The sequence below is a fragment of the Acidobacteriota bacterium genome (assembly GCA_028875725.1).
GTDB lineage: Bacteria > Acidobacteriota > Thermoanaerobaculia > Multivoradales > Multivoraceae > Multivorans.
The window spans coordinates 231,593-254,772 of record JAPPCR010000023.1; the positions used below are offsets into that span (position 1 = coordinate 231,593).

A 23,180-nucleotide genomic window follows, 5' to 3' on the forward strand; every position below is an offset into this window, starting at 1 on the left:
GTATTGCGAACTGCGGCGTATCGCATTACGCTCCTGCGCATGCACGCACTCTCCGTCAAGCTACCGACCGAGCTCCACGCTGCCCTTGCAAGCGAAGCGCAACGACGCAACATCACGCGGTCCGCTCTGTTGCGAGAGATCGTCGGGGAAGCGCTCGATCGCGTTCCTACGCCGGCGACGCCGAGTTGCGCCGAACTGGCTGGCGATCTGATCGGCGCCGTTCGGAGCGGTCGCCGCGACCTGGCGACGAATCCCGATCTTCTCGAGCAGGCTGTCGTCTCGGACGCTCGACGTGCCGCCGACCGTCGTCGCTGATACCGGTCCGATCGTCGCGCTGCTCGACGCGGATGAGGTCCATCACGAGTGGGCCCGGGAACAGTTTCAAACGCTCGCGGCACCACTCCTCACCTGTGAAGCGGTGCTCTCCGAAGCCTCTTTTCTCCTGGCGCGCGCCGGCGAGGATCAGAGCCTGCCGGTGACGCTCGTCGAACGGGGCGTACTGAAGGTCACCCGAGTACTCGCGGCACAAGAAGACGTTCTAGCCGTCGGCCGCCTTATCCGCCGGTACCGCAACGTGCCGATGTCCTTCGCCGACGCGTGCCTGGTGCGGATCGTGGAACGCTCGGACCAGGCGTCCGTGCTAACCCTCGACTCCGACTTCCGGATCTACCGCCAGGGCAACCGCCGCGTGATTCCCGTGCTCACGCCTTCGTAGCTTCTTCCGGAATCGCCTCCACCAGCAGCGCCAGCGCGCTCTGTAACGACGCATCGGCACGCCCGCCGAACGACCCCTCGTAGAGCCCGAGCCGGACCACCACCATCTCGTGTGACGGCACGATGATCGTGCTCTGACCGCCGGCGCCCTGCATGCTGAACGCGCTGTTCGGCAGTGACGGGTAACGCTTGCTGCCTCCGCGCGGCAGGTTGTTGATCCAGAAGAAGCCGCCGTAGATCGGCCGGCCGTCGGCGACCCAGGCCGGCGCCGGGGTGCTGACGAACTCGACGAAGCCCTCGGGCAGCACGCGCTCCCCGGTAGGCGCAACGCCGTCGTCCAGGTAGAGCTGGCCCAGCCGCGCCCAGGTGCGGCCCGATCCGAAACCGTAGCCGTTCAGCAGGAAGTTGCCGTAGGGATCCGCTTCGGCGACGAAGCGCCGCACGCCGATCCGGTCGAAGAGGTGCTTCTGGGGGAACTGGTGGTAGTTCTCGCCGCGACCCTCGACCGCCAGGCGCACCAGGTGGTTGATCAGGATCGGGTCGCAGTTCCGGTAGCGGCCGATCGTGTTCGGCGGCCATTGCGGCGGCCGTTCGGTGGCCCAGAGGTGGGAGTTCACCGTGCCGGTGTAGAGGTAGAGGTGGTCCGGGTAGCCCATGGCCGCCTCGTCGTACTCGGGGTCGCCGGCGTTCACGCAGCGCAGACCGCTCGACATGCGGAGGATGTCCTGGATGCGGATCGTGCCACGGACGTCGTCCGGGTCCTCGTGCCAGGAATCGACCGGCGCCAACTGGTCGAGCGTGTACTCGCCCTGCTCGATCAGCACGCCCATCAGGGTCGCCGACAGGCTCTTGTTCATCGACCAGCTCTCAAGGGGCGTGTCCTTGTCGATGCCCTCGCGGTAGCGCTCGGCGATGAGCCGGCCGCGGTGCAACACGACAAAGGCGAGCGTCATCGCCTCCGGGTCGAAGGCGGCCTCAACGGCTGCGACCAGCTTGGCCGCGTCCACGTCGTCCGGCAGCGGCTCGTCCGGCAGCCGGTCGCCCATCGGCCAGAGTGCGCTCTCATCGAGCGTGCTGGAGACCGGAACCGTCTCGTAGAACGGCGCGTCCTCGCCCTGCGGCAGGGCAACGCAGCCCTGGTCGCCGTGGAGAATGGCGGTCCGCGTCACGCCTGTGTCCGTCGTGATGTGGACTTGCCCGTTCTCGCGGTCGAGCACCCGACCCGGCAACCGGTCGCGGTACCGGTGGCGGGAGGTGAACCCGCCGATCTGGGTCCACGCGTCCTCGAAATCGAGCCCGGTCAGGAAGACCGCCGAGCACAGGACCTTGGCGAAACCGGCGGCTTCGTGCTCGATGAAGTCGCCCGGCGGCGGCGCGCGGATCGTGTCGAGCTCATGTTCCTGGCCACGCGCCACCAAGCTCTCGCCGAGTGTCGGTTCCTGACCGGCGGCCGGCGGTGGGTTCCCGCCATTGTCGGCGCAACCGGCGAACAGCGCCGCCGCGAGGAAAGCAGGACCTGCTCGCCCGGCAGACCGGCGCTTGGCGCCGGATGCCGGCGAGGGCGCCGGCGCACCCCGTTCCGGAACTGACCCCCCTTGTGCCGTACTTGCCACGCCGTCCCCTACTCCGGCCGGTACCAGATCGGCGACGTCCAGGCCATCTCCTGGATCGTCTCGGGATAGGAGCCGTCCGAGCAGACGGCGGGACGGTCTTCCGGGGCGAGGCGCTGGCAGTCGTGCCAGCTCCAGCGCAGGCTGGGGTTCTCGACCACTCGCAGATAGTAGTAAGCGTGCAGGCCGGCATCGAACGCCTCGTCGCGGTAGACCGTGCAGAGGGTGTCGTGGCCCTCGCCGCTTCGCTCGCCGGTCGCGGGATCTACGCTCGCTCCGTTCTCCGGCGATCCGGCGATCGGGATGACCTGGGTGCGGCCCGTCCCGTCGGCGTCGACCCAGCCCTTGACGAGCTGGAGCTGCTGCAGAAGCCCGGCGCCGTCCGCCGGGTCGCGGGCGGCGAAGGCGAGGAAGGTCGGCGCCGCGCCGGCCGACGCTTCCGGCAGATCGCCGCCCATCGGCACGCCGCCGGCGTAGGCCTGCTCAAAGAGATCCGCCTGGTCGCACAGGTTCTCGGAGTAGCCCCAGCCGGCGAAGAACCGGGGCCGGATCCGCGGACCCGAGGTGCCGAACACCTCGCGCCGTTCCATCGCCTCGAAGATCGCGTCGCGGGAGTTCTCGACCGCCCAGACGCCGGCCAGACCGCCCGGGTTGCCGTCGATGCCGCTCGTGAGCAAGCCCGGCTGCAGGCGCTCTTCGGGCGTCGCTTCCAGGGTAACCGCGCCCCGCCAGTCGTCTTCCGCCACGGCCCCCGGCGTCGCCGTGTGCGTGTCGGTCGACGCGATGATGCCGAGCTTGACCGGATTGAGCCCGGTCTCCCGCTCCTCCTCCAGGCCGACGACGAGCGCCGGGCGAACGAAGTCGGTCCGGCCGACGCAGCCGGCACCGAGCATGCCCTGGTTGCCGTTCTCACCCTCCGGGCACTCCTCGGTCCGCAAGGTCGTCTCGCCCGAAAGCAGGGACTGGACCGTCTCCTCGCGGCCCAGCACGCGAACCGCCTCCATGTCGCAGAGCTCGTCCGGCTCGGCAAAGACGGTCGACAGCCCGTTGATGCACTCGGAGCCGCCCTTGTGCTGGAAGATCTCGACGATCGGTTCCCGCTCCAGCCGCTTCTCCGCGTAGGCGCGGCGCGCTTCCGGCGTTCCGTCGAGTCCACGGTACGGCGCCATCCGGCCGTTCGCGAGATTGCTGTTGTGCGGGATCGTCAGATAGTCGCAACCGGGCCGCACCGACCCGTCGCCGCAGACTTCGTCGAGGCGCTGCCAGAGCAGGCTGTCCGAGGGTGCGTCGATGTAGGAGACCGGCAGCTCCGGCGCCTCCGAGCCCCGGAAGACGACGTTCCGGTGATAGTTCGAGATCCCAGGCGTGCCGGTGTACTCGTATCCGACGAAGGAAGTGAAGCTGCATGCCTCCGTCCGGTCGTAGGCATCCTCCGCCGCTTCGATGATCTCCTGCCACGGGCTCATCGCCCATTCCCGGCACAGCGCCCCGTCCTCACCGCACATCTCCTCGGTCCTGCTCGGGGTCTCGGTCGTGATGACGGCGCCAAGCATCTGCATCCCCACGCGCTGGTCTGAGCGGAACGTGGTGCAGAACTCCGAGCCGTAGCGGGGAGACTCGGGATCCCGGCACAGGCGGCGCTCGCCGAGGAACTCCCCGTGGTCGGTCACCGCCACGAAGTCGAGCGGCCGGTCGATCGTGATGCTGCCCGCCGGCGCGCCGTCCGGCCCGATCGGCCAGAACGGGATCGCCTCGCCCTTCGCGAAGCGGTAGGCGTCCGCCGGCGTGGCGCCGGTGCTGATCGCCGCCGCGTCGAACGAGAAGCTGGTGTGAACGTGGAGGTCGCCGAACAGCGCCTGGCGGAGCGGCGTGGCGTCGAGGCAGGCGGGCCGATCTTCGGTGCGCGAGACGGTACCGCCTCGAACGGCGCCGTCCGTGGTCCCCTCGGCGCCCGGCGCCGCCCAGGCGGGCGCGGCGAACACGAGGAGCGGCAGCAAGAAGCGGATCGGCTCGGATCTCATTCAGTTCTCCAAGGCTGGGGAATAGGGGAAACCGACCATCCGAGGTCGGCGCCCGACGCTATCGCCCTCTATAGTGACTTCAACTCACTTCCAGAAGGAGAACGAAGATGAAGCCTTCGCTGCCGACCGTTCTCGCCGCTGCCCTGGCCTTCACGGCCATCGCCGCGCCCGCTTCGAGCGCCGAACCCGACGACGTGCGCTCCAGGTGGGAAACCTCCTGCATGATCCGACACGACAAGTTCGACTACGTGCTGCCGGGCGCCATGCGGCGCAACGACATCGACATGTGGATCGTGACCGACCGTGGCCGCGGCACTCAGCCGATGACGCGCGACTTCTGCATCTCGACCGTCAACGGCCAGACCTTCTTCATCTTCATCGACCGCGGCGGCGACCGCATCGAACGGATCCAGCTCGGCCGCGAGACCGATCTGGCCACGGAATGCGGCGCCTACGACCGGTTCGGACGGTTCGAAGAGCTGCGGTCGATCGTCGAGGAGCGCGATCCTCTGACCATCGGTCTCAACTACCTCGCGGTTCCCTACAGAGCCGAAGGCCTCCATGTCGCGGACGGACTCACGCACACGGACTTCAAGTTCCTCACGAGCGAACTCGGTGAGAAGTACGCGGCCCGCTTCACGTCCGCCCAGCACCTGATCGCCGACTTTCGCGGAGAGCGGGTCGCCGGCGAGATCATCGAGTTCGCGAAGGTCGGCGACCTCACGCGGCGGCTCCTGGAGCGGGCATTGTCCAACGAGGTCATCACCCCGGGCAAGACGACGCACAACGACGTCGCCCGCTGGCTGGAGCAGAAGCTGCACGACCACGACCTGCAGCGCGGCTGGTTTCCGACCGTCTACACCCACCTCCCGGACGGCAGCGAGATCGGCGGCACCGAGCGCGTGATCCAGCGCGGCGATGTCCTGCAGATCGACTGGGGCACCGGCCGGAACCACTTCTCGACCGACATCAAGCGTTTCGCCTACGTCCTGCGCGAGGGCGAGACCGAGCCGCCGGCCGGCGTGCTGAACACGTTCGCCGAATCGAAGAAGGTGCAGGAGATCATCCGCAAGCACGTCCGCTCGGGCCGCACCGGCCGCGAGCAGCTCGACGAACTGAAGCAGATCATCCGGGACGCCGGCTACGTCTACACCGAGCTGGAAGTGGCCGCCCAGGACGCCCCCGGCATCGAGGTCAACGTCGGCATGCACGGGGCCGGCAACATCGGCCACGAGATGGCCGCGAGCCTGTTCGAGATCTACCCGGAACGCACGAAGTACGTCGTCCGCCCCAACTCGATCATCTCGCTCGAGTTCATCGTCTTCATGCCGGCCGAGGAATGGGACGGCAACAAGATCCCGATCAACGTCGAGGAGAACGCGTTGATCACCGAGCGCGGCATCGAGTGGCTGCATCCGCCGCAGTCGCGGGTGCTGGTGATCCGGTAGAGCTACCCGTTGCCGTCGTCGTCGCCCCACCAGCGGCGTAGACGTTCGGCGATCGCCTTCTCGGAGCCCTGGTCGGACGGCTCGTAGTAGCGGCGGCCGGAAAGGCCGGGCGGCAGGTACTCCTGCTCTTCGAAGTGGCCTTCGAAGTCGTGGCCGTACTTGTAGTCCCTGCCGTAGCCCATGCCGCGCATCAGCCCCGTGACCGCGTTACGAAGGTGCAGCGGTACGGGTTCGTGCGGGGCGTTCCGCACGTCCTCCGTTGCCCGACCCAGGGCCACGTAGGCAGCGTTGCTCTTGGGCGAGGTCGCCAGGTACACGGTCGCCTCGGCGAGAGGAATGCGACCTTCGGGGAGGCCGATGAAATGGACCGCCTGCTGGGCAGCGACGGCGACCGGCAGGGCCCCCGGGTTGGCGAGTCCGATGTCCTCGGCCGCCAGGATGACCAGCCGGCGGGCGATGAAGAGCGGATCCTCGCCGGCTTCCAGCATCCTGGCCAGCCAGTACAAGGCGCCGTCGGGCGAGGAGCCGCGGACGGACTTGATGAAGGCCGAGATCGTGTCGTAGTGGCTGTCGCCGGCCTTGTCGTACTGGGGCGTCCGCCGCTGGAGCGCGTCCGAGATGGCCTCCATGTCGATGCGCCGTACGCCGTCCTCTCCCGGCTCGGCGGCGACGACCGCCATCTCCAGGGCGTTCAGCGCCACCCGGGCGTCCCCGTTCGCGATGTTCACCAGGTGCGCCACGGCGTCCGCTTCCAGTTCCGGGGCCAGCAACCCCAGGCCGCGGTCCTCGTCCGACAGGGCGCGCTCGACGATGCCTGTCATCGCGTCTTCGTCCAGGGCAAGAAGCGTGAAGACCCGGCAACGCGACAGCAGCGGCGCGTTGACCTCGAAGGACGGGTTCTCCGTCGTCGCGCCGATGAAGGTGATCGTGCCGTCTTCGACGTGGGGCAGGATCACGTCCTGCTGAGCCTTGTTGAAGCGGTGGATCTCGTCGACGAACAGGATCGTCGGCCGGCCGTAGAGGGATCGAAGGTCCTGCGCGCCCTTCACCGCGCGGCGCAGATCCGCCACACCGGCCGAGACGGCGCTTACCGGTTCGAAGTGGGCCCGGGTCGAGGTCGCGATCAGCCGAGCCAGGGTCGTCTTGCCGGACCCGGGCGGACCCCAGAACAGGAGCGACGGCACCCGGTCCGCCTCGATCGACCGGCGCAGCACCTTGTCCTCGCCCAGGATGTGCTGCTGGCCGACGAACTCGTCGAACGTAGCCGGGCGCATCCGTTCGGCGAGCGGCGCGGACGTCCCGGAGCCGGCCTCCGCAGCGTCGTCGAACAGGCCGGCGGTCGTCGGCTTGCTGGTCACACTCCTAGGCTACTGTCGCTCCGCTCCAGCGCCGCCACCGCGTCAGCGTACTGCTTGAGCGCCGCATGGCCCTTCGGCGTCAACCGGTAGACGCCGGGAGGTGTGTCCGCGGCGCGTTCGAACCAGCCGTAGTGGTCCGCGTACATGATCGCCCTGGCCCGGGCAACTCCCGTTCCCCTGGCGGCGACGGCAGCCTTCGTCGGACCGTGCAGACGGAGATGGACGGCGCAGCGCAGCGCGTCCTGCCGGTAGGCGGTCATGATCGGGCGGCCGGTCGAGCCACCCTGGTTCGGATCGCCCACCCGCCGCTGGAACTCCCGCAGCAACCGTCCGATCGTGTGCTTCCGCTGGCGCGGCCGGTACGGCGCCGGGTCGGCCAGCGCCTCCACGAAGGGCGTCGGCTCGAGCCTCACCGTCAGCAGACCGAGCCCGAGGCGGCGGCACAGCCCAAGGGCGTCCTTCTTTCGATTCGTCCGTCCCGAGAACGGTGGAACGGCGAGGTAGACGTTGTCGGAGAGAGCCTGTCGTGCGACTCCCTGGAACACGAGGGGCAGGGAGAAACTCGTCTTCAACTCGACGATCAAGGGCGGCTCCTCGCCCCGCACCGCGACGAGGTCGCAACCGTTGACCTCTCCCTTGACGGCGTAGCCCTGTCCCTCGAGAAACGCCTTGACCGGCGGGTAGAGCGTCTGTTCGCGCACGCTGGTTAGCCCTGTGCCATGAGCGTCTTGCGCATGAGAGCCGGACGCCGAGTATACGATCCGGGATGCGGAGACGGCGACGAGGGCTAACAGCAATGAAGGCGAACCACGGCACCCGAGCCGCTGCACTGGCCTGCGCCGTGGCCGCCTGCGCGGTCGGCTGCGGCACGCCGCCAGGCGAAGTGGATTCGGCCGCGGGCGGCGAGGACGGTCGACCGCCGAACATCGTCCTCATCATGGCGGACGACCTCGGCTACGGCGACATCAGTCCCTATGACGGCTGGATCGAGACGCCGCACCTGGATCGCCTGGCCGCCGCCGGCATGCTGCTGACCGACTTCCACACCAGCGGCGCGGTGTGCTCGCCAACCCGCGCCGGCCTGGTCACGGGCCGTTATCAGCACCGGGCGGGCGTTCCCGCCGTCCTGGTCGCGAACTCGGACAGTCCGCTCTACCACCAGGGCATCGACGCCGAGGCGCACACGATCGGCGAGGCCTTCCGGGAGCTCGGCTACACGACCGCGGTCTTCGGCAAGTGGCACCTCGGATACCTGCCGCAGTTCAAGCCGCCTCTTCACGGCTTCGACGAGTTCCGCGGCTTCGTCAGCGGCAACATCGACTACCAGTCCCACGTCGACCGGATGGGTCGGCCCGACTGGTGGAACGGCGAGACGCTCGAAGACGAAGAGGGCTACCTCTCCGACCTGATCGGCGACCACGCCGAGCGGTTCATCGCCGGGCACCGGGACGAGCCGTTCTTCCTCTATCTGGCACACCACGCTCCGCACTACCCGTACCAGGGTCCGGGCGACCCGGCCGAGCGCTACGCGGGCGAAGACACGTTTCCGGGCGTCGGCGCGGTGACCGACAGGAAGCGCGCCTACCGCGAGATGGTCGAGTCGATGGACGCGAGTGTCGGCCGCGTCCTCGACGCGCTCGAAGAGCAGGGCCTGTTTGAGAACACGCTGGTCTGGTTCTTCTCCGACAACGGGGCGACTCGCGAAGGGTCCAACGGAGCGCTGCGCGGCTTCAAGGCCAGCTACTGGGAGGGCGGCCACCGTGTCCCCTCGCTAGCGACCATGCCCGGCAGAATCGCTGCCGGGTCGACGTCCACCGCGATCACGTCGACACTCGACGTGATGCCGACCGTCCTGGCGATGGCCGGCGGCGCTGCGCATCCCGACCTGCCCTTCGACGGCACCGACATCGGCCCGGTTCTCTTCGACGGCGAAGATGCGCCGCCCCGCCAACTCTTCTGGAGCAGCCCGGCCCAGTTCTGGCGCGGCGCCGCCGTTCGGGACGGCCGCTACAAGCTGGTCATCGACCGCCGGACGCAGCGAGCCGCCGCGGCAGAAGGCGAGGAGATCACCGATCCGCTGCCCATGCTCTTCGATCTGGAAGCCGACCTCGACGAGACGACCGACCTCGCCGCCGATGAACCGCAGCGGGTCGAAGCGATGATGGCGGCGCTCGAACGCTGGCGGGAAGACGTCGGCGCCCCGTAGCCCGTGGTATGGTCCGCCGCCCATGGCTCGGACCTGTTCGACGCGGAACCTGACTACCTGCGGCGCGCTGATGCGCGGCGCTCGTGGAGAGGTCCGTCCCGTCGGCCACCGTCCGACACTCTGAACCCACAGACCGACGGACCTCTCCGCTGCCGGAGGGGCCGTCGCAGATGACTCCTCCGCCGTAGCCGGTCCGGCACCGAGGAACATCATCGTGAGCGACACTTCAACGTCAGCGCTTCTGGAAGAAGCGAGGGCCTACTACAAGGCCCTCCTGCGGCCCGTCTTCGAGGGCCGCAGGTTCGTGCTGCCCGGCAACATCGCGGTGGGGCTCGGCAACGTGGCCCTCGACCTCCGCGGACTTGGCGCGGCGCGGCCCTTCGTGGTCGCCGGGAGCCAGGGAACGGGACCGCTGCCACCCCGGGAAGATGCGGAGCTGCGCGTGCTCGATGTTCGCGGCACGGATCCGCTGGAGCACAACCGCAACGTCCAGCGCGCGCTGGCCGACCTTCCGTCCGCGGTGCGGGATGCGGTCGACGCCTGGGATCCGGACGGCTGGGCCCGGACCCTGCACACGGACCCGCTGGCCGAGCCCCGGCCGGTGGCCGGACGAGCGGCATACGCCGCTCGAGCCTCGGCATGGACCGGCCTCGAAGACAAGGTCGTCATCGACGCCTTCTGGGACACGGTCGGTGTGCCGCGCGCGCCGTCTCAAGTGGTTCCGGCCAGACACAAGGCTCTCCGAACCGCCGCCAACGCGCTGGACCGAGGCCACGGCACCGTCTGGGCGCCGGACGCCCGCGAAGGCGCCAACGCCGGCGCCGTCGCCCTGCGGTGGGTGCGACCCGACGACGACGGACGGAAGGCCGCAGCGGACCTGACCCGGATCGCTGACAGCGTCCGCGTCATGCCCTTCCTGGAGGGGATTCCGGCGAGCATCCACGGCGTCGTGTTTCCGGACGCTGTCGTCGCCTTCCGCCCAGTCGAGATGCTGGTCCTCCGGCCGGCGAGCGGCGACCGCCTCTTCTACGCCGGCTGCTCCACCTGGTTCGATCCACGACCGGACGATCGCGAGACGATGCGCGCACTCGCCCGCCGCGTTGGCACGGAGCTGCGCGAGCGGGTCGGTTTCCGCGGGTCCTTCGGCATCGACGGCATCCTGGCCGAGGAGGGCTTCCTGCCCACCGAACTCAACCCGCGGCTCGGCGCCGGAGTGAGCACCCTCGCCGGCGCGCTGGGCGACTTTCCTCTCATCCTGCTCTGTTTGGCCATCGCCGAAGGCGAAGAACTCGACTACCGGCCGGAACTCCTCGAACAGGCGGCCGTCGAGGCCGCCGACGCCAACCGCGTCTGCGGCGGCGGCAGGACGACGGAACGGACGCTCACCGACACCGGCACGTACGATCTGGTGCGAGACGGCGACGACTACCGCGAGGCCGAGCCCGGTGAGGAACCCGAGGCGACGCTTCTGTTCGGACCCGGCCCCATCGGCGGGTTCCTGCGCTTCACCCTGAATCCCGCTGCCAACGAGCCCGGGCCACCATCGGCGCCGCAGGCCGCGCGAGCTTTCCGCCTCGCGGATCGCCTGCTCGGCACGGAATTCGGTGATCTGGAGGCGGCGCGGAACGTGAAACCCTAGCCCGCCTCCTCAGCCTCCGACCCACGGCGCCGACTTCGCTGATACAGGAACGACACCGCCACCAGCAGCGCGCCGACGATCAGGAAGGCCAGGATCCGGTAGCCCTGCTCGAGGAATGACAGGTCGACGAGGAACGTCTTGCCGACCACGACGAGCAGCAGCGCCAGGCCCTGCCAGCGCAGGCCCGGGGCGCCGCGGCGAATGCCGGCGGCGATCAGGGCGGCCGCCCAGAGGAGCCAGACGGCCGACAGGACGACCTGGGCGGCCAGATCGAGGTCCAGGTCGACATCGAGACCCTGGACGAGGTCCCACGATTCCGTCGACACAGCGACGAGCGCGACGACGTTGGCGACAACGAGCGCGACGGCCCAAACGGGCGCCTCCATCCGCACTGTGGTCTTCAGCCGGGCGCGTACGTAGACGGCGGCGGCGACCAGTCCGGCCGCCACCCCGGCCAGCGTCAGGAAGCGCAGGTTGACGAAGAGCAGGTCGCGCCGCCCGCCGAAGGCGGCCGGCGTCATCAGCAGTACGACGCCGAAGAGGGCAACCGAGAAGATGCGCATCCAGATCGACGGCAGCCGCGTTCCGGCAATCGCCAGCGCGACGGCCTCCGCGGTCCACGCCAGGGTGATCCAGTCGCCCTCGAGCCGGATCGGGAAGGCGATCGTGGCCAGCAGCGCGGCGAGGACGGCGAACAGGTCCTGGAGTTGGCGGCTTCGCCGCTCTTCCCCGGCGCTCCAGCTCCCAAGCGCGCGGGACACGGCCAGGTGGACAGCCGCCAGGACCAGGACGGCTCCGGTCAGCAACCACCGATGTTCCTCGTAGAGAAGCTGCTGCAGCAGCAGAACGAAGAAGCCGAGCGCCAGAACCAGCACGCCGAGCTCGGTCGGGCGCAGCCGCCGGGCCTGACGCACCCGGGCCAGAGGAAGAGCGAAGTAGATGGCGTAGAAGAGCGTGCCGAAGAGAGCGGTCGAGAGGAGCCGCTCGCCCTCGTAGAACTCGACGTACCAGGCGATGAAGTAGCCAGCGGTCGCGACCAGGGCGGCCGGCGCCAGGACGCGGAAACCGCGCAAAAGGGCCAGCGCGAGCAGGCTGGCGCTGAGCAGGGCGAGGTAGCTGAAGAGGACGACCTGGGCGTCCGTGCCGGTGCTGAGCAGCGCCGGCGTCAGGAAGCCTCCGGCGAGCGCCAGGGCTGCCAGTCGCTGCGAGTCGCGCCGCACGGACAGGCCGATGACCGCCGCGGTGACGAGGGCGAGGAACGCGAACGCCGCCGGCTGCGGAACGAGGGCGTAGAAGTCCCAGGCCGCGTAGCCCGAAAGGTAGACGACGCCGGCGCCGAGCGCCGACATCCCCTCGGCGAAGTAGCGCGTCTTCCGTGCGGCGAGCCACTCGCCGTAGCCGGCGAGTGCGAGGCCACTCACGAGCCCGATCAGGACGCGCCCCGTCGGCCCGATCCACTCGTTCTCGAACGCGTAGCGCAGGAAGAAGGCGGCCGCGATCAGCAGCGTGAAAATGCCGATCCGGTTCAGCCAGCGGCCGCCGATCAAGGACTCGAAGTCAATGTCGCGCCAGGCGGGGCGCCGGGGTTCTCGGCCCGCCGTGGCGGTCGCGACGGGCTGAGGGCCCGGCTCGACCGAAGCCGGCGAGGCCTCGGGCGCTTCCGGGCTCAGCGACGTCGCAGCTTGCTCGCCTTCCACCTCGCCCCGCAGCGCGGCGACCTCCTCCTGCAGCTCGCGGACTCGCGCCTCAAGCGCTTGCACCCGCCGATCGAGGGACTCCGGCACGCGCTGCCTACGCCCCGTCAGCGACCGGGGGTTGTCGCAACGGCGCCCTCCTTCGCCGCAGTTCGGTCGGCTTGACCTGCGCGCCGTAGTGGACGGCGAGGTAGTCGAGGATCCGCTTCTCCAGGTCGCCCAACGGCTCGAGTCCTTCGTCCTTCTCCATGCGGCGGATCGTCCGGATCCAACCGTCGCGGTCGGTCCGGTTCTGCTGCAGCAGCGTCGCGGAGTGGCATTCGGTGCAGTGGTCGCGGGCTGTTTGCCAAACGCCGGCTTCGTCCTTGATCAGGCCGGTTTCGGTGTCGAGTGGCTGGGGCGACTTCTGAGCGCCCACCCCGCCGGCCAACAGGACCAGACCGAGCAGACTCGCTCTGAACAAACTAAGCCACATAGACCGCGATCCGGTGGCAAGCGTTGTTCAGGTAGCCCCGCGGGTTCCAGCCGGGCAGGACCACCGGCTGTACGTCGCCGTTCGCGTCGGCCGCCCGTGCCCAGACTTCGTGGTAACCAGCGTCGGGGAACGTGAGGTCGAGGTCCCAGTTCTGCCAGGCCAGGCGGTTCGCCGGCGGCTGCAACTCGGCGTGGGTCCAGGTGCGGCCGAAGTCGATTGAGACGTCCAGACGTTCGACGCGGTTGTCGCCGGTCCAGGCGTGGCCGTGGAGCGGCAGCGCCTCACCAAGCGGATGCTGGAAGCCGCTTTGCGGATTGGTAATCAAGGACTTGACCGGCATCGCCTCGATGATGCGCATGTCCTCTTCGGCGACCTCGGCCCCCGGTGCAACAGGTTCACGCGGCACCTTGTAGGACATGCCGGTCATCTTCGGTCCGTCGTGGACGACGTTCCGGATGGCGAGCCGGGTCAGCCACTTGCCGGACGTCGAGCCCGGCCAGCCGCCGAACACGAGGCGCAGCGGATGGCCGTTCATCGGGTGGAGCGGCTCGCCGTTCATGCCCCAGACGATCATCGACTCGGCTTCCAGGGCCTTGGCCATCGGCACCCCACGCGAGATGGGGACCCCCGCGCCGCCTGCCGTCGTATCGGCGCCGTAGTAGGCAACGTAGACCGCGTCGTCGCGGTAGCCGCAGTCTTCCAGGACGTCCCGCAAACGGATGCCGTCCCAGCGCGGACACCCGACGGCGCCCACCGTCCACTGGTTGCCGGAGGCCGGCGGGTCGTACTCCGACCGGCCGTTGCCGCCGCACTCCATGACGAGTTGGCGGCTGATGTTCTCGAAGCGCTCCTTCAGGTCGTTGAGGGTGTACGTCATCGAACCGGCGGCGGACTCGCCGTCGACTGTCAGGGTCCAGCCCATGGCGTCCACGTCCTCCGGCGGAAGGCCGTTATTGCGGACGAACAGCCGGCTCACGGGCGTGATGTCGTCGTTCAGCAGGTGCGCGGGAGTTTCGGCGCAGAGCGGCCGGTCGTTCAGCACGGTCAGACCGTCCTTGCCTTCGATCGTGAACGGCTCTGCCTGGTTCGCGTACGCCGCCGGAATCAGGCCGGCGGGCATGAGGTCGGAGAAGACGATCTTCGCGCCGACCAGGGCCGACATCGCGCCGAGGCCCTTGAGGAAGCCCCGCCGGGTGCGGAGATCCGAGCGGCGGCCCCACACTTCCCAGTCCGCTCGCTCCGGGTCGACTGCGAAGACCTCGTGGATTCCCCGTACCCGACCTCTCATCCTGACCCTCCCCTTGGCTGAAGTGCATCTGAACGCTAGCAGCCCGCAAGCTGGACGGTTCTCGACTTCGCTACTCTCGACGCGGTGACCGGAAAGCGACGCCCAACAGCTGCCACCGCGGCCGTGTTGCTCCTCGTGTGCGGCGCGTGTGGGCCGGACGCGGAGCCAGTCGGACCGTCGTCGCCTGCTCCACCCAACGTCGTCATCATCCTCGCCGACGATATGGGCTACGGCGACCTGTCCTCCTACGGCCACCCGCTCATCCGCACCCCGAACATCGACCGGCTGGCGGCCGAAGGCCAGCGCTGGACGTCGTTCTACGCCTCGAGCCCCCTGTGCAACCCGAGCCGCATCGCGCTGGCGACCGGCCGGATGCCGATCCGCATCCAGGGAGGCGAGCTGAACCGCTGGTCCAACCTGCCGGCGGACGAGACGACCATGGGCGACATGTTCCAGGCCGCCGGCTACGCCACCGCCTACATCGGCAAGTGGGGCATGTCGGGCCGCTTCGCGGACGGCGGGGTGCACCCCAACGACGCGGGCTTCGACTACTTCTATGGCGTCGAGGATTTCAACGACGGCGGCCGGCGGCCGGAAGTCCCGCACACCTACGAAGGGATGAAGAACGCGACCAGCGAGGACTTCGTCTTCTCGCTGTTCCGGCAGAAGGAGACCCTCGAAACGCCGACCCACCAGCCGACCCTGACGCGGCGCTACACGGAGGAATCCGTGGCCTGGCTGAAAGGGCAGGTCGAGGCCGTTACGCCGTTCTTTCTCTACCTCAGCCACACGATGCCGCATGTGCCGATCTTCCGGTCACCCGAGTTCGAGGGCCACAGCAAGGCCGGGCTCTACGGCGACGTGATCGAGGAGCTGGACTGGTCAGTCGGCGAAGTCGTCGCCGCGCTGGAGGAAGGCGGCGTCGCCGGCGACACCCTGGTCATCTTCTCGAGCGACAACGGCCCCTGGCTCACCTACTACGACCTGGGCGGCTCGCCCGGCCCGTTCCGGGACGGCAAGCACACCGCCTGGGAAGGCGGCTTTCGCGTGCCCGGCATCTTCTGGTGGCCGGGGACGATCGAGCCCGCGACGATCAACGACATCGGCGTCCAGGTCGACCTGATGGCGACCCTCGCCGCCATCACCGGCGCCGAACCGCCGGACCGCGACCTCGACTCGATCGACCTCTCCGGCACCGTGCTTCGCGGCGAGCCCAGCCCGCGCGACGAGTGGTTCTACTACGGCACAAGAGGCCGCCTGTGGGCCTACCGGGTCGGCGACCACAAGCTGGTGCTCGAATCCTGGGAGTCCCTGGGCGGCGAAGGCGAGCTCGCCTGGCGCGGCTTCGACAACGAGCAGGTCCACGATCCCCCGCTGCTGTTCGACCTCAGCACCGACCTGGGAGAACGGTTCGACCTCGCCGGCGAACACCCGGAGATCGTCGAACGGATCGAGAGTGCGATCGAGCGCCACCGCCAGGCGGTCGGCGGACCGGCGTTACAATCCGCTCCATGAGTTGGTTCTTCAACAAGGCCCGCATGCCGGAGCCCGGCGAGGCGCTTCCCGGCCGCACCGAGGGGATGCCGGTCGCGCCGCGCCACTACGTACTCGACGCGCCGATCGCGCCGCCCTACCCGGACGGCAGCGAGCTGGCGATGTTCGGCCTCGGCTGCTTCTGGGGCGCCGAGCGCAAGTTCTGGGAGGCCCCCGGGGTCATCACGACCGCGGTCGGCTACGCCGCGGGCGCCACCCCGAACCCGACCTACCAGGAGGTCTGCAGCGGGCTGACCGGACACAACGAGGTGGTCCGCGTGGTCTTTGACCCGGAGCGCATCTCGTATGAGGAGCTTCTCCGCATCTTCTGGGAGAGCCACGACCCGACCCAGGGCATGCGCCAGGGGAACGACGTCGGCACCCAGTACCGCTCCGGGATCTACGCCTGCTCCAAAGCGCAGCGACGGGCGGCGAAGGCGTCTCTCGCGGCCTACCAGCAGCGGCTCATCGCCGCCGGTTACGGGCCGATCACGACGGAGGTCCTCGACGCGCCCGACTTCTACTTCGCCGAGGACTACCACCAGCAGTACCTGGCAAAGAACCCCGCCGGCTACTGCGGCCTGGGCGGCACCGGGGTGGCCTGCCAGACCGGACTCGAGGTGCCGGCGCGGCAGGCGGTCTGAGGGCCGGAAGGAGGAAAGAGCGATGGCGGACAGGACTGCGGGCATTACCGGCGGCCTCGGCTGGCTGCTCTTCCTCGCCGGCGTCCTGGCGCTGGTCGGCTTCGCGATCTACGCCCTGGCCGTCGACGACGAGGCGCCGCTCTACATCAAGCTGGGCGTCGTCGCTCTCTACGGCGGTCTGGCGCTCCTGCTGCTGTCGGTGCTCCGGCAGCAGTTGATCGCCCGGAAGACGGACAAGTACAAGGACGTACAGCGATGAGGGCCCCTGAATGCTGATTGCAACCACCGAGACGATCGCCGGACACGACATCACGCAGACGCTGGGGCTGGTACGCGGCAACACGATCCGCGCCCGCCACGTCGGCAGGGACATCACGGCGGCGCTCCGAAACCTCGTCGGCGGCGAGGTCACGGAGTACACGAAGATGGTCGCCGAGAGCCGCGAGCAGGCCCTCGACCGCATGGTCGCGGAGGCGGAGAGCCTGGGCGCCGACGCCGTCGTCGCGGTGCGCTTCACGACCTCGGTGATCACCAGCGGCGCCGCGGAGCTGCTGGCGGTGGGGACCGCAGTCAAGCTCCAGCGGCGCTAGCTAGCGCAGGCCCATCCGCTCCAGCACTCCCGCGACGAGCAGCGGCCACACCAGCGTCGCGTCCGCGGGGACTTCGGCAAAGCGGCCGCCTTCCTCGACCGGGACGAACTTGCCCCAGGACACCCCTTCGCTGTAGCCGCAGCCGGAAAGGCCGCCCCAGTGCTCCGGCTCGGGGCAGATCCGCACGCCGTAGCGAAACCGCCTGGGCCGCGCGTCTTCGCCCTCGCGGCGCGCCGCCGCCTCCAGGTAGGGCGCCACCTGCTGCGCCCAGTTCCGCGGTACGCCGCCGCCGACGGTGAAGATGCCGAGCCGCTTCGCCCCGGCGACGAGTTCCGTGTAGTGCTCCAGGTCGAGGAACGGGTCGAACCGGATCGGCGCCTGATCCTGACGCCCTCTCGCCCGGTTGAAGAGCGCGAAGTCGAGCCCGATCTCCGAATCGGTGAACGCGGGCACGTAGACGGGCACCCCGCGGCGCCAGGCCGAGGACAGCACGCCCCGGACCGGCGAGACATCTCCCTCCGGGCCGGCCGGCTCCGAAGCGCTCTCCGCCTCGGTCAGCCACCGCCCGAACGCCTCGTTCAGCAGGCGCGAACAGGCGACCTCGCCATCAGGCCACTGCGCCAGGACCGAGTGGACGATCAACTCGACGCGGTCCAGGTTGCTCTCCAGCTCCAGGGTGTCGTAGATCCGGTCGTAGCCGGAGTAGTACGCGCTGCGGTCGTCGAGCGTGCCCGGTGGCGCCTTGAAGTGGACCATGCCGGCGGACTCGACGAAGCCGTGGACCATCAGTGCCCCGGTGCAGACGATCGCATCGAGCAACCCGTGGTCGATCATGTCGCAGAGGACCAGCCCCTGTTTGGCCGCGGTCATGGCGCCGGTGAACGTGCCGACGACCAGGCAATCCGGATCGACCGCCATCTCCTGGAGTACGTCCGCCGCCTCGCCCAGCTGACGGCCCCCGAAGGAGGTCGACTTCATCGCCGCGAGCAGGTCGGAGAAGGAACCGACGGCACTCAGATCGAGCGGCGCGAGCGGTTCCAGTCCCTGCCCGTCGCTGAACTCCGTCGTGCGCCGCGCTTCGCCCGGAGGCCTGGAAGGTCGTTCGTTCATGAAGCCAGCCCCAAGCTATCGCGGCAGGCGGAACGCATGCCGCCGCCGTTCGGCCCGATTCTTGCTGCGACGGGCAACCATGACCGACCGGACTTGGGCTGTGACAGGATCTCTCGGCTGGCCCGTTGTGAACTCACGCGAACCCAGGGAACTCGAACTCCTCTACCGCCTGAGTCAGACCCTTGGCGAGAGCCTCGAACTGCGCGATGTCACCCGGCCCGCGCTCGAGACCCTGGCCGAACACCTGAACCTCAAGCACGGCACGATCACGCTGCTCAACCGGAAGACCGGCGAGATCACGATCGAGGTCGCGCACGGACTGAGCGGCGAGCAGATCGCCGAGGCCCGTTACCGTCTCGGCGAAGGCGTGACCGGCCAGGTGATCGAGACGGGCGAGGCCCGGGTGATCCCGAAAACGAGTGAGTCCGAGACGTTCCTCGACCGCACCCGGCGCGGCAAGAGCGCGGAAGTCTCCTTCCTCTGCGTGCCCATCCGCACCGGCAACGAGACCTACGGCGCGCTGAGCGTCGACCGGACCTACGATCCGGACCACGACCTGAACGACGATGTCCGTCTGCTCCTGATCGCCGGCTCCCTGATCGCCCAGGCGGTCAAGCTCCGCCGCACCGCCGAGGAGGAGCGAGAGCAGCTCGAGGAGGAGAACGAGCGTCTGCGAGCCCAGCTCCGCGACCGCTTCCGGCCGGCCAACATCGTCGGCAACTCGCACGAGATGCAGGAGGTCTATGACCAGATCGCCACCGTCTCGAGCAGCAACACGAGCGTCCTGATCACCGGTGAGACCGGCACCGGCAAGGAACTCGTCGCCCAGGCCATCCACTACAACAGCGCCCGTTCGGACCGACCCTTCGTCAAGGTCCACTGCGCCGCGCTGCCCGAGAGCGTGATCGAGAGCGAGCTGTTCGGGCACGAACGCGGCGCTTTCACCGGCGCGATCCAGCAGCGCAAGGGCCGTTTCGAACTCGCCCACACCGGCACGATCTTCCTCGACGAGGTCGGCGACGTGCCGCTCCTGATCCAGATCAAGATGCTGCGCGTGCTGCAGGAACGCGAGTTCGAGCGGGTCGGCGGCACGCGGACGCTGCGGGCGGACGTGCGGATCATCGCCGCCACGAACAAGGACCTTTCCGCGATGACCGCGAACGGCGCGTTCCGCGAGGACCTGTTCTACCGCCTGAACGTCTTCCCGATCCACGTGCCGCCGCTGCGCAAGCGCAAGTCGGACATCGTCCAACTGGCCGACTTCTTTCTGGAGCGCTATGCCCGCGTGAACGGCGGCAACGTGCGCCGGCTGTCGAGCGCCGTGATCGACATGCTGATGAGCTACCACTGGCCCGGCAACGTCCGCGAGCTGGAGAGCTGCATCGAGCGCGCCGTTCTCGTGGCGCGGGACGACGTCATCCACCCCCACCACCTGCCGCCGACTCTCCAGACCGCGGAGAGTTCGGGCACCGAACCCGCCGGGAGCTTTCAGTACCTGGTCGAGAACTACGAGCGGGACCTGTTGCGCGACGCGCTGAAGAGCGCCCGCGGCAACATCGCCGCCGCCTCGCGCAAGCTGCGCACCACGCCCCGGATCACCGGCTACAAGATCAAGAAGTACGGCATCGACCCCAGCCGCTACGCGAACTAGGTGGCGTGCACCCGTCGGCGAAGGCGCCGGGGGAGGGTCCCAGGGGACGCTCGCCCTCACGGATTGGATGTCGGGTAGGGGCTCGCTGTTGTCGGCTGCGCTCCGGTCGGTTCTCGGTCGCTGAGAGGACCTCGACAGTCGCTTGCCTCCGACCCCCTGGGACCCTCCCCCGGCGCCTTCGCCGACTGGAAACTCGGACGACGAGGTGACCCTTCGGTGCATGTCATGTTTGTCCGTCGCCACCCCGGATTACTACAGAATTGTAGGATCGGGACCTGATCTGATTGTCTCCGCTGGCTATGAGAATGGGGTGCAATGGCCTTACCGGCAACCACTTGTCATGGAAGGGAGCGTGTGAGCCCCGTCGTTGGCACCTGTGTTGCTACTCAAGGCGCACAACCGGCAATCTGCCCTTTCAAGGAGGTTCGACCCCAATGTTCCGGAAATCAGCCATTCTTCTGACCGTAGCCGCGCTTGGCCTGGCGGCCGCGCCGGCGTCTGCCGATACCTCGTACAGCCTCGACTTCGCGTCCGCCTATGTGTGGCGGGGCATCACCTTCACTGACGGGGCCGTGTGGCAGCCTTCGGTCACGGCCTCGAACGACAGTGGCTTCGCGATCAACGTCTGGGGCAACCTCGACATCGACGACGCGAACGACATGAGCGGCGAGTTCAACGAGATCGACCTCACCGCCTCGTACGGTTTCGGCTCGGATGCCGTTTCGGCTGAGGTCGGCTTCATCGAGTACCTGTTCCCGAACACGGCCTTCGCCGGCACCCGCGAGCTCTACCTGAGCCTCGGCTTCGATGTTGCCGCGTCGCCCAGCGTTTCCGTCTACTACGACATCGACGAGGTCCAGGACTTTTACGCCAACGTCGGCGTCTCGTTCGGCGGCGACGTGAGCGACGCCCTGGCCTGGAGCGTCGACGTCTCGGCCGGCTTCGCCGGCGACGACTTCGCCGCCGCCTACGGCGGAGTCTCCGGAGGCATGTACGACGGCAACGTGACGTTCGGTCTCTCCGGCGGCGCGTGGTCGGCGTTCGTCAGCTACGTCGACGCACTGGACGACGACGCGCTGCCTGAGCAGCCGGTCGACTTCCTCGCCGGAATCGGCTTCTCCTTCTAGGAAGGTCCCAGGCGCACCCAGGGTGTGGCGCCCGAAGCTCTTCTGAGCTTCGGGCGTTTCCGCGTCAGCGGCCCGTGAACTTCGGTGCCCGCTTCTCCATGAACGCGGTGACGCCTTCCTTGTGGTCGTCGGTCTGGCCGCAACGGATGTGTGAGATGGCCTCGCGGTCGAGGATGGACCGGAAGTCCGAGTTGACCGCGAGGTTGACGTTCTCCTTCATCCAGCGGTAGCTCACCATCGGACCATGAGCGAGCCGCGAAGCGAACTCCATCGCCTCGTCGCGGAACGTGTCCGCGTCGTAGACCCGATTGACGAGCCCGATGCGGCGCGCCTCCTCAGCGTCGATGATGTCCGCGGTGAAGAAGAGCTCCTTGGCCAGCGCCGGCCCGACGAGTCGGGTCAGTTGCCAGGTCGTACCCCAGTCGCCGCCGAAGCCGACCTTGGAGTAGGCGGTTCCGAACTTCGCCGCGCTTGACGCCAGGCGCAGGTCGCAACTCGCAGCCAGGCCGAGGCCCGCGCCCATCGCGAAGCCGTTGACCATGGCGATCGTCACCTTGGGTACCGAGTGAACGAGCCAGGCGGCTTCCTGGCCGCGCCGCAGACTGTCGATGCGTTCCTCGAGGGTGGTTGGCGCGCCGCTCGACCCACCCATGCCCGAGACGTCGCCGCCGGCGCAGAAGGCGCGGCCCTCGCCGGTGAGAACGATCACGCCGACATCGGGGTCGGCCGCCAGCCGCGGCACCTCTACCTGGAGTCCGGCGGTGATCTCGGCGGACAACGCGTTCAGCTTCTTGGGACGGTTGAACGTCAGCAGGGCGACGCGGTCCTGGACATCGACCCGGAACTCGGGCTCGGGGGCGGTCTTCATCTCGGCTACTGTCATTCGGGCTCCTCCTGGTTCCTGACTTTCGAGGGAAGGGCCGGAGTTTAGCCCGTCGCACCCAGCGTGGAACAGTTCACGCGCTCAGGCGTTACAAGGGATGAGATGCCGGTGGCCGCGCTGAGGCCCGATCCGCTGGCGGCGCCGAGGAGACCCCGACGCGCCCCGGCGCAGATGACCGCCAAGCCAGAGGCGGTACGGGTGGACCGCACGCTGGAGGACGGAGCGCTCATGGCCCGCGTCAAAGAGGGCGACGAGCAGGCCTTCGCCGACCTGGTGAATCGCTACAAGGACCTCCTCGTGAACTACCTGACCAGGATGACCCGCAACCGCGAGCGCGCCGAAGACCTGGCGCAGGAAGCGTTCGTGCGCGTCTACCGCTCGGCGGACCGATACCGCGAACGGGGTCAGTTCCAGGCGTTCCTGTTCCGGATTGCCACAAATCAACTGCGCAGCGAAGAGCGCCGCGCCGCCCGCTGGCGGGGGTTGCTCCCGTCGCTCGTGGCCGAGCAGCGGCTCCGGCCGCCGGCGCCGTCACCGCAGGGCGCGGCACTTGGCGACGAGGCGGTCGACGCCGTTACCGCGGCGATCGGTCGCCTGCCCCTCCACTACCGCGCGCCCGTGGTGCTCCGCGAGATCGAGGGCTGGCCCTACGCCCGCATCGCCGAGGCTCTCGGCTGTCGCGAGGGAACCGTCAAGTCCCGGGTCCACCGCGCCAAGGATCTCCTGCGAGAAGACCTCCACGAGTACTGGAACGGAGGATCGAAGTGACCGACCAGCTCAACCTGAAACGCCTGCCCCGTGTGGAGGCTTCGGACGGCTTCACCGAAGACGTGCTGCGCCGGGTGCGGACGGACCAGGCTCGCCAGCCCGCGCCGCGTCTGAGACTGGCCGCGGCCGCCGTCGCGGTCGTTGTCGTATCGGCTGCTGCCGGCGTCTGGTGGGCGCGACAGTCCGCGCCGGCCGAACCGGCGACGTTCACCGCGGAGAGCCTTGAACAGCTCCGGTCGGAGTACCAGGAACTGAGCCGGGAACTGGAATTCCTCCACCGCCTCGCCGAGGACACGCAGCCCTTCGTTCCCGTTTCCATCGATCCCCGAACCGAGGTCCTCTTCGACCTCCGCGACATCGAACCGGTTCCCGTCAGCCTTGCGTCGACGGGGAGCCGCAGAATCCAATAGGAGCATTTGGT

General features: G+C 68.7%; 22 protein-coding genes. 13 read left to right on the plus strand and 9 right to left on the minus strand.

The genetic code is table 11. The features are described from left to right. The first annotated feature begins 39 nt into the window (after window positions 1-39). Both OXI49_16605 and OXI49_16610 read left to right on the plus strand, forming a co-directional pair. A complete protein-coding gene (locus tag OXI49_16605; GenBank protein ID MDE2692125.1) occupies window positions 40-315 on the plus strand; it encodes a ribbon-helix-helix domain-containing protein in 276 nt (91 codons plus the stop codon). Beyond that, window positions 293-715 carry a PIN domain-containing protein gene (locus OXI49_16610; protein MDE2692126.1) on the plus strand — a complete coding sequence of 141 codons (423 nt, stop codon included), beginning with the start codon at window positions 293-295 and terminating at the stop codon, window positions 713-715. Before OXI49_16605 ends, OXI49_16610 begins: the two co-directional genes overlap by 23 nt. On the opposite strand, the gene OXI49_16615 is transcribed toward OXI49_16610, so the two are convergent. Both OXI49_16615 and OXI49_16620 read right to left on the minus strand, forming a co-directional pair. Further along, complete coding sequence (locus tag OXI49_16615; GenBank protein ID MDE2692127.1) at window positions 702-2,129, minus strand: serine hydrolase; 1,428 nt, start codon at window positions 2,127-2,129, stop codon at window positions 702-704. The genes OXI49_16610 and OXI49_16615 overlap by 14 nt on opposite strands. A 206-nt stretch (window positions 2,130-2,335) precedes the next feature. Then, entirely contained in the window at window positions 2,336-4,345 is a 2,010-nt protein-coding gene (locus OXI49_16620) for a DUF3604 domain-containing protein (protein ID MDE2692128.1), read from the minus strand. Window positions 4,346-4,452: 107 nt separating this feature from the next. On the opposite strand from OXI49_16620, the gene OXI49_16625 reads away from it, so the two are divergent. Then, window positions 4,453-5,793, plus strand: coding sequence for a M24 family metallopeptidase (locus tag OXI49_16625; GenBank protein MDE2692129.1), 1,341 nt, complete (start codon window positions 4,453-4,455; stop codon window positions 5,791-5,793). 2 nt (window positions 5,794-5,795) lie between these two features. Here the strand turns inward: OXI49_16625 and OXI49_16630 are convergent, their stop codons facing one another. Beyond that, window positions 5,796-7,067, minus strand: a complete 1,272-nt coding sequence (locus OXI49_16630; protein MDE2692130.1) for a replication-associated recombination protein A — start codon at window positions 7,065-7,067, stop codon at window positions 5,796-5,798. A gap of 80 nt (window positions 7,068-7,147) precedes the next feature. Continuing rightward, the gene (locus OXI49_16635) at window positions 7,148-7,852 is read right to left on the minus strand and encodes a DUF2161 family putative PD-(D/E)XK-type phosphodiesterase (GenBank protein ID MDE2692131.1); all 705 of its coding nucleotides are present in this window, start codon (window positions 7,850-7,852) and stop codon (window positions 7,148-7,150) included. A 95-nt stretch (window positions 7,853-7,947) separates the two neighbouring features. On the opposite strand from OXI49_16635, the gene OXI49_16640 reads away from it, so the two are divergent. Both OXI49_16640 and OXI49_16645 read left to right on the plus strand, forming a co-directional pair. Next, window positions 7,948-9,357, plus strand: coding sequence for a sulfatase-like hydrolase/transferase (locus tag OXI49_16640; protein ID MDE2692132.1), 1,410 nt, complete (start codon window positions 7,948-7,950; stop codon window positions 9,355-9,357). Between the two features lie 214 nt (window positions 9,358-9,571). Beyond that, on the plus strand, window positions 9,572-10,996 hold the full coding sequence (locus tag OXI49_16645) for an ATP-grasp domain-containing protein (GenBank protein MDE2692133.1): 1,425 nt from the start codon (window positions 9,572-9,574) through the stop codon (window positions 10,994-10,996). On the opposite strand, the gene OXI49_16650 is transcribed toward OXI49_16645, so the two are convergent. From OXI49_16650 to OXI49_16660, 3 genes are read right to left on the minus strand one after another with little or no spacing between them, the layout of a single operon-like run. Further along, entirely contained in the window at window positions 10,993-12,780 is a 1,788-nt protein-coding gene (locus OXI49_16650) for a DUF2339 domain-containing protein (GenBank protein ID MDE2692134.1), read from the minus strand. The genes OXI49_16645 and OXI49_16650 overlap by 4 nt on opposite strands. A gap of 7 nt (window positions 12,781-12,787) precedes the next feature. Continuing rightward, window positions 12,788-13,153, minus strand: coding sequence for a hypothetical protein (locus OXI49_16655; GenBank protein MDE2692135.1), 366 nt, complete (start codon window positions 13,151-13,153; stop codon window positions 12,788-12,790). A 1-nt stretch (window position 13,154) separates the two neighbouring features. Then, the gene (locus OXI49_16660; protein ID MDE2692136.1) at window positions 13,155-14,453 is read right to left on the minus strand and encodes a sulfite oxidase; all 1,299 of its coding nucleotides are present in this window, start codon (window positions 14,451-14,453) and stop codon (window positions 13,155-13,157) included. A gap of 123 nt (window positions 14,454-14,576) precedes the next feature. Here OXI49_16660 and OXI49_16665 point away from each other — a divergent pair, with 123 nt between their 5' ends. The 4 genes from OXI49_16665 to OXI49_16680 are packed head-to-tail and all read left to right on the plus strand — an operon-like array spanning window position 14,577 to window position 17,220. Beyond that, window positions 14,577-15,968, plus strand: coding sequence for a sulfatase (locus tag OXI49_16665; protein ID MDE2692137.1), 1,392 nt, complete (start codon window positions 14,577-14,579; stop codon window positions 15,966-15,968). Beyond that, window positions 15,965-16,630 (plus strand): peptide-methionine (S)-S-oxide reductase MsrA, encoded by a 666-nt coding sequence (gene msrA, locus OXI49_16670; protein MDE2692138.1) that lies wholly within the window; start codon window positions 15,965-15,967, stop codon window positions 16,628-16,630. The genes OXI49_16665 and msrA overlap by 4 nt, the downstream gene beginning before the upstream one ends. Before the next feature lie 22 nt (window positions 16,631-16,652). Continuing rightward, window positions 16,653-16,889 (plus strand): hypothetical protein, encoded by a 237-nt coding sequence (locus OXI49_16675; protein ID MDE2692139.1) that lies wholly within the window; start codon window positions 16,653-16,655, stop codon window positions 16,887-16,889. A 10-nt stretch (window positions 16,890-16,899) separates the two neighbouring features. Continuing rightward, window positions 16,900-17,220, plus strand: coding sequence for a YbjQ family protein (locus OXI49_16680; protein MDE2692140.1), 321 nt, complete (start codon window positions 16,900-16,902; stop codon window positions 17,218-17,220). Here the strand turns inward: OXI49_16680 and OXI49_16685 are convergent, their stop codons facing one another. Further along, window positions 17,221-18,330, minus strand: a complete 1,110-nt coding sequence (locus tag OXI49_16685; protein ID MDE2692141.1) for a deoxyhypusine synthase family protein — start codon at window positions 18,328-18,330, stop codon at window positions 17,221-17,223. It abuts the gene before it with no gap. Window positions 18,331-18,409: 79 nt separating this feature from the next. Between OXI49_16685 and OXI49_16690 the strand changes: the two genes are divergently transcribed. Together OXI49_16690 and OXI49_16695 are read left to right on the plus strand one after the other, a co-directional pair. Beyond that, the gene (locus OXI49_16690; GenBank protein ID MDE2692142.1) at window positions 18,410-19,981 is read left to right on the plus strand and encodes a sigma 54-interacting transcriptional regulator; all 1,572 of its coding nucleotides are present in this window, start codon (window positions 18,410-18,412) and stop codon (window positions 19,979-19,981) included. 434 nt (window positions 19,982-20,415) lie between these two features. Then, window positions 20,416-21,108 carry an MltA-interacting MipA family protein gene (locus tag OXI49_16695; GenBank protein ID MDE2692143.1) on the plus strand — a complete coding sequence of 231 codons (693 nt, stop codon included), beginning with the start codon at window positions 20,416-20,418 and terminating at the stop codon, window positions 21,106-21,108. Window positions 21,109-21,172: 64 nt separating this feature from the next. On the opposite strand, the gene OXI49_16700 is transcribed toward OXI49_16695, so the two are convergent. Further along, window positions 21,173-21,991 (minus strand): enoyl-CoA hydratase, encoded by an 819-nt coding sequence (locus OXI49_16700; GenBank protein ID MDE2692144.1) that lies wholly within the window; start codon window positions 21,989-21,991, stop codon window positions 21,173-21,175. Window positions 21,992-22,162: 171 nt separating this feature from the next. Between OXI49_16700 and OXI49_16705 the strand changes: the two genes are divergently transcribed. Both OXI49_16705 and OXI49_16710 read left to right on the plus strand, forming a co-directional pair. Continuing rightward, window positions 22,163-22,759: a sigma-70 family RNA polymerase sigma factor gene (locus tag OXI49_16705; protein ID MDE2692145.1), complete on the plus strand. Its 597-nt coding sequence runs from the start codon at window positions 22,163-22,165 to the stop codon at window positions 22,757-22,759. Beyond that, window positions 22,756-23,169, plus strand: a complete 414-nt coding sequence (locus OXI49_16710; GenBank protein MDE2692146.1) for a hypothetical protein — start codon at window positions 22,756-22,758, stop codon at window positions 23,167-23,169. Before OXI49_16705 ends, OXI49_16710 begins: the two co-directional genes overlap by 4 nt. The last annotated feature ends 11 nt before the right edge of the window (window positions 23,170-23,180 follow it).

Coding starts and splice junctions, on each gene's coding strand:
- OXI49_16605 (MDE2692125.1), top strand. CDS start 40: ATGCACGCACTCTCCGTCAAGCTACCGACCGAGCTCCACGCTGCCCTT.
- OXI49_16620 (MDE2692128.1), bottom strand. CDS start 4,345: ATGAGATCCGAGCCGATCCGCTTCTTGCTGCCGCTCCTCGTGTTCGCC.
- OXI49_16625 (MDE2692129.1), top strand. CDS start 4,453: ATGAAGCCTTCGCTGCCGACCGTTCTCGCCGCTGCCCTGGCCTTCACG.
- OXI49_16630 (MDE2692130.1), bottom strand. CDS start 7,067: ATGCGCCCGGCTACGTTCGACGAGTTCGTCGGCCAGCAGCACATCCTG.
- OXI49_16640 (MDE2692132.1), top strand. CDS start 7,948: ATGAAGGCGAACCACGGCACCCGAGCCGCTGCACTGGCCTGCGCCGTG.
- OXI49_16660 (MDE2692136.1), bottom strand. CDS start 14,453: ATGAGAGGTCGGGTACGGGGAATCCACGAGGTCTTCGCAGTCGACCCG.
- msrA (MDE2692138.1), top strand. CDS start 15,965: ATGAGTTGGTTCTTCAACAAGGCCCGCATGCCGGAGCCCGGCGAGGCG.
- OXI49_16675 (MDE2692139.1), top strand. CDS start 16,653: ATGGCGGACAGGACTGCGGGCATTACCGGCGGCCTCGGCTGGCTGCTC.
- OXI49_16680 (MDE2692140.1), top strand. CDS start 16,900: ATGCTGATTGCAACCACCGAGACGATCGCCGGACACGACATCACGCAG.
- OXI49_16685 (MDE2692141.1), bottom strand. CDS start 18,330: ATGAACGAACGACCTTCCAGGCCTCCGGGCGAAGCGCGGCGCACGACG.
- OXI49_16690 (MDE2692142.1), top strand. CDS start 18,410: ATGACCGACCGGACTTGGGCTGTGACAGGATCTCTCGGCTGGCCCGTT.
- OXI49_16695 (MDE2692143.1), top strand. CDS start 20,416: ATGTTCCGGAAATCAGCCATTCTTCTGACCGTAGCCGCGCTTGGCCTG.
- OXI49_16700 (MDE2692144.1), bottom strand. CDS start 21,991: ATGACAGTAGCCGAGATGAAGACCGCCCCCGAGCCCGAGTTCCGGGTC.
- OXI49_16705 (MDE2692145.1), top strand. CDS start 22,163: ATGACCGCCAAGCCAGAGGCGGTACGGGTGGACCGCACGCTGGAGGAC.